We start from the raw sequence: 3,829 nt of genomic DNA on the forward strand, positions 1-3,829 counted from the left end.
AGTGCCTCGGGCCAGGTTATTTGAACGACTCGGTCTGCGTAACGATGACATATCCAGTTGCGACACTGAACGGTTCCCTCTCCCTTGAGGGAGAGGGGGCGGTAAGTGCCTCGGGCCAGGTTATTTGAACGACTCGGTCTGCGTAAAGATGACATATCCGGTTGCGACACTGAACGGTTTCCACTCCCTCAAGGGAAAGGGGGCGGTAAGTGCCTCGGGCCAGGTTATTTGAACGACTCGGTCTGCGTAACGATGACATATCCAGTTGCGACACTGAACGGTTCCCTCTCCCTTGAGGGAGAGGGTTAGGGAGAGGGGGCAGTACGATCCCCCGTATCAGCAAAGCACGTCCCCCAGTGTCAGCAAGACTACGTCCTATCGCTCCCAGTACGACTCCTCAAGGCTATCTTCCCGCTCCGGCAGGCCGCGCGTCAGGCGCGGTGAATGCTGATTGAGCACCTGATAACTCACGCGGTTAGCGTATTTACACACCTGCGCCAGCGAAGAGTAAGTCAGCCAGGTGTACTTGTGTTTGCTGGAATTCGGCACGTTGCTGCGGTGATAATCATTGGCGGTGATATCGTGCAACAGCGCTGCCAGTGCGCCGTCTCCCGCGCCGTTAGTGTTCATGATCTTCTCCGGGCCACCCATGTACGGGGCGATATGTGAGAAAATACGCAGCGGGTTAATACAGTCTTTGTGGCGCATCGCCCGACTAAATTCGTACTGGTTGAATTCGGCAATCGCGCCCGGCAGCAGCGGGTGCTGGGTTTTGCGTTTTGCTTCGTCTTCGGTAAAGCCCGCCATGTACAACCCGACCGGACCGGCGGTGCAAAGGACCAGATCTACCCAGTCCAGCGCTTTATCAGAAGCCAGCAGCGGATCGCTTAACCCCGTCAGCGCTTCGGCCTCCTCCTCGTTCATGGCGAGAATCGAAACGTGCTCTTTCAGAAAAGCCTGCCACCACTGCGGGTTATCGGCGATAACGAATTTCGTGCCCAGCGTCAGCACCACCGGCACGTTATGTTTTTTCGCATATTCGATGGCTTTCATCGTCGCTTCCGGCATCGGCTCGCCCGGTTTACAGCGCACCAGATAGGAGGTCAGCACCAGCGCCGAGGCTCCGGCAATCACCGATTCCGGCACGCTTTCGGCGCGGAACTGGTTCATGTGACCGGGGCTGATGGCAAACGTTCGCTCGCCGCTGTCGCTGATCAGGGTGAAGCAGCGCCCAATCGGGCCATCAACGCCCTGCAAATAGTTGAGATCGGTGCGGCTGGAAGTGTTACACAGATAGCGGTAGGCATATCCGCCGATTTCAATGTTGCTGCACATCACGCCCAGCAGTACCGAACGGTCATCCGCCAGCACCGAATAGTTGTGCATCGTATTGCCGATGGTGCCACCTGCAAACTGATGGGTGATAAGGTTATCGCGCATTAATTCCTGATAAACCGCTTCGGCAACCTCGTCGTCAATCACCAGTGAATGCCCGGCGCTCAGCCCATAACGCGCGACAAAATCATCATCCACTTTGGCTTCGATATCGACCAGCGTCTGGTCAATCCCGACAATCCACGAGGTGCCGGTTTCGCTTTCAGGCTGAATTTGCTGAAGCAGCGGATCGCGGGCGTTAACGGGGAAATAGTGTTTAGACTTGCGTTTACCGGGAAATTTCATGGGGCGGATTCTGATGGCAGTGAACAGGCGGAGAATAGTAGCATACTCCCCGCCAGTCGCGCGATCAGCGATACGGAAGGGTAATTTCGTCCATCATGGCGATATGATCGGCTGAATCATTGAGTGCCTGAATGTATTCATACTTTTCGCCGCCCGCTTCCATAAAGAATTCCCGGTTCTGGACCGCAATTTCTTCCAGCGTTTCGAGACAGTCCGCCGCAAAGCCTGGGCACATCACCTGAATATGCTTCACGCCCTTCTCGCCCAGCATTTTTAGCGTCTCGTCGGTATACGGCGTCAGCCACGGCTCGCGCCCGAAACGCGACTGGAAGGTCATCATCACTTTATCAGGATCGATTTCCAGCGCCGACACCAGTTCGCGGGTGGTATCGCGGCAGCGCTGCGGGTAATCATCGCCTTCGTTAGCGTAGCGCTGCGGAATACCGTGATAGGAGAGCAGCAGTAAATCCGGCTCGCCGTGCTGCGCGAAAGAGGCGCGCACGCTGTTTGCCAGCGCGTTGATATAGGTGGAGTCATCGGCATAGTCGCGGATCAGCGTGATCCCCGGCACACGACGGTTTTTCGCCAGAATACGTCCCAGTTCATCCCACACCGCCGCCACCGTCGAGCAGGAATATTGCGGGTACAGCGGCAGAACGACGATATGATCGACATGATTTGCCAGCAGTTCGTCAATCGCGCTGGCAAGCGACGGTTTGCCGTAGCTCATTCCCAGCGCGACGGGAACATCCGGCAGCCGCGCCGCCAGCGCTTTTTGCTGCCGACGGCTGTAGACCATCAGCGGCGAGCCTTCTTCCATCCACACGGACTGATAGAGCTTCGCCACGCGCGGAGAGCGGATCGGCAGGATCACCCCGCGCAGCAGCGGCCACCACAGCACACGCGGCGTATCCACCACGCGTCTGTCGCTTAAAAATTGCCGCAGATAGCGCTTAACAGCACCGGCAGTGGGTGCTTCAGGGGTGCCGAGGTTAGCCAGCAGAATACCAGTTTTGGTCTGACGCATTACCGCCTCTTATCCATTAAAACGGCTGATAATTGTAGCTGAAAAGTGAACGAGGGGAACTAATTGCTGCGAAAGGTGAAATTCACCCGGCTTAAGCCGGGTGAGAAAGGTATTAGCCGAGGATCTTTTCCAGTTCGGCGCGAACCGCGTTGACCGCCTGAGTACCGTCAACTTTGGCGTACTGGGTGTTGCCCGCCTGCGCTTCTTTCTGGTAGTAGCCGATCAGCGGCGCGGTCATCTGATGGTATTCCACCAGGCGCTTACGCACGGTTTCTTCCTGATCGTCTTTACGGGTGGTCAGCTCTTCGCCGGTCACATCGTCTTTACCTTCCACTTTCGGCGGGTTGAATTTGATGTGATAAACGCGGCCAGAAGCGGCGTGAACGCGGCGACCAATAATGCGGTCAACGATCAGTTCGTCAGGCACGTCGAATTCAAGGACGTAATCCACTTTAATGCCCGCCTCTTTCATGGCGTCAGCCTGCGGAATGGTGCGCGGGAAGCCGTCAAGCAGGAAACCGTTACGGCAGTCTTCCTGAGTAATACGCTCTTTGACCAGCGCGATGACCAGTTCGTCAGTAACCAGCTTGCCAGCGTCCATGATTTCTTTCGCCTGCTTGCCCAGCTCGCTGCCGGATTTTACTGCGGCGCGCAGCATGTCACCGGTGGAGATTTGCGGAATGCCATATTTCTCCATGATGAACTGAGCCTGAGTTCCTTTACCTGCGCCGGGAGCGCCAAGCAGAATAATACGCATTACGAAAATCCCCTTAAAGGTTGTCGATATTTTTGAACAAAGCGCTAAAAGATACCACCAGACGGGCAATGGCTCAAGGAAGGCGCTCACGCTGAAACGGTTAATGAGAAGATTATTGTGGAAAAGGCGCAGGGATACCCTCCCCCCGCTGGAATGCCCTCTCCCCAGCCCTCTCCCACAGGGAGAGGGAGTAAAACGTGCCACGGTTGAAGCTGGGTGGCTCGCTTAGCCTGAAAATACGATAACGACGCCAAACGGTTCCCTCACCCACAGGGAGAGGGAGTAAAACGTGCCACGGTTGGGCTGGGTGGTTCGCTTAGCCTGAAAATACGATAACGACGCCGGACTGTTCCCTCTCCCGGCGG

3 protein-coding genes are annotated in these 3,829 nt (G+C 56.2%); all 3 read right to left on the reverse strand.

Features of this window, described 5'->3' with window-relative positions:
* Positions 1 to 375 precede the first annotated feature (375 nt).
* The gene (locus RT197_RS10330; protein ID WP_312950027.1) at positions 376 to 1,680 is read right to left on the reverse strand and encodes an inosine/guanosine kinase; all 1,305 of its coding nucleotides are present in this window, start codon (positions 1,678 to 1,680) and stop codon (positions 376 to 378) included.
* 64 nt (positions 1,681 to 1,744) lie between these two features.
* Positions 1,745 to 2,707 carry a ferrochelatase gene (gene hemH / locus RT197_RS10335; RefSeq protein ID WP_312950030.1) on the reverse strand — a complete coding sequence of 321 codons (963 nt, stop codon included), beginning with the start codon at positions 2,705 to 2,707 and terminating at the stop codon, positions 1,745 to 1,747.
* Positions 2,708 to 2,819: 112 nt separating this feature from the next.
* Positions 2,820 to 3,464 carry an adenylate kinase gene (gene adk / locus RT197_RS10340; protein WP_312950033.1) on the reverse strand — a complete coding sequence of 215 codons (645 nt, stop codon included), beginning with the start codon at positions 3,462 to 3,464 and terminating at the stop codon, positions 2,820 to 2,822.
* Positions 3,465 to 3,829: the final 365 nt, after the last annotated feature.

Origin of the sequence: Superficieibacter sp., assembly GCF_032071645.1 — a bacterium.
GTDB lineage: Bacteria > Pseudomonadota > Gammaproteobacteria > Enterobacterales > Enterobacteriaceae > Superficieibacter.